Annotated in this window: 2 protein-coding genes; both read left to right on the top strand. The window is 42.6% G+C overall.

Going from position 1 to position 1,426, the window contains the following annotated elements; translation table 11 throughout:
* The first annotated feature begins 46 nt into the window (after positions 1-46).
* On the top strand, positions 47-556 hold the full coding sequence (locus MD535_RS25500) for a helix-turn-helix domain-containing protein (protein ID WP_313897290.1): 510 nt from the start codon (positions 47-49) through the stop codon (positions 554-556).
* Positions 553-1,395: an IS3 family transposase gene (locus tag MD535_RS25495; RefSeq protein ID WP_265678083.1), complete on the top strand. Its 843-nt coding sequence runs from the start codon at positions 553-555 to the stop codon at positions 1,393-1,395. Before MD535_RS25500 ends, MD535_RS25495 begins: the two co-directional genes overlap by 4 nt.
* Positions 1,396-1,426 lie beyond the last annotated feature (31 nt).

The following is a 1,426-nucleotide window of genomic DNA, read 5'->3' as shown; positions in this document are numbered from 1 at the left end:
TGAACTGACCCCCAATAGTTGGACACCAATTATTGGGGGTCTTTTTATGTCCAAATATAGTCGTGAGTTAAAATGTGTCATTGCTAAACAATGCTTAGATGGCGCGTCATCTCGCTATTTAGCAAAACAATATTCAATTTCTTCGAGACAGATACGGTATTGGGCTCAAGTCTTTGCCATCCACGGTGCTGGTTCGTTTTTACCAACTAAGCATGCTGCTACTGCTCAGAAAAAACGAAAAGCATTGAATTTAATGTGGACGAATGATTGGTCTCTCACGCACACTAGCGCAGTATTAAACCTCTCATCCCCTGGGATACTCTCTGTCTGGCTCAAAAGATTTAATGAGCTCGGTATCGAAGGGCTCAAAATGCGCCAGAAAGGAAGACCCTCAATGAAAAAACAACCTCAACGTACCACCAAGTCTGATAATGAAATGACGCTTGAGGAGCTAAAAGAGGAGTTGGTCTACTTACGAACCGAGAATGCCGTTCTAAAAAAGTTGGAAGAGTTGGAGCAGGAAAAAAACCGTCGAACAAAGAAAAAGCGGTCATAGCTCTAACTCTTAAAGGTAAGTACCCATTGAAGCATTTACTGCACACTCTACAGTTGGCTAAAAGTGTCTTTTATTATCAGGCTCAAACGAGCAAGCGCCCAAATAGCTACGAACGTGAACTGCGGTTGATAAAGTCAATTTATCATGAACATAAAGGTCGATACGGCTACCGCCGTATTCACTTGGAACTAAAAAATCAGGGGTTCGCGCTTAATCACAAAACGGTTCAAAGGCTGATGGCTCAGCTCAACCTTAAATCGACGGTCAGGATTAAAAAGTATCGTTCATACCGAGGAGAGTCGGGAAAGCCAGCTCCCAATGTGCTTGAAAGAGATTTTAGTGCGACTCAACCCGACGAAAAGTGGGTAACGGATGTCACGGAGTTCAAAGTCAAAGAGCAGAAAGTTTACTTGTCTCCTGTGGTCGACTTATTTACTCAAGAGGTGGTTGCTTATAGAGTGGCTAAAAATGCGTGCTTGCCGCTTGTCACGGAGATGCTGACGGAAGCCATATCAAAGCTTAAACCCAACTCAAAGCCAATTATACATAGCGATCAAGGTTGGCAATATCGCCATAGACAGTATCAAAAAAAGGTAGCGGAGAGTGGTTTAACGCAAAGCATGTCGAGAAAAGGTAACTGCTTGGATAATGCTGTTGCTGAAAACTTTTTTGCTTTACTCAAAACCGAGATGTATCACAACCAAAGCTTTGAAGATGCCGATGCTCTGATAGAGCAAATCAAAGAGTACATCGAGTACTACAATACCAAGCGTATAAAAGTGAAACTAAAAGGCCTGACTCCGATAGAATATCGAACTCAGGCCTTAAAAGCCGCTTAACAGAAATGTCCAACTTTACGGGGTCACTTCA

The sequence above is a fragment of the Vibrio qingdaonensis genome, assembly GCF_026191675.1.
Classification (GTDB): Bacteria; Pseudomonadota; Gammaproteobacteria; order Enterobacterales; family Vibrionaceae; genus Vibrio; species Vibrio qingdaonensis.
This window is presented reverse-complemented; position numbering and strand designations above follow the sequence as displayed.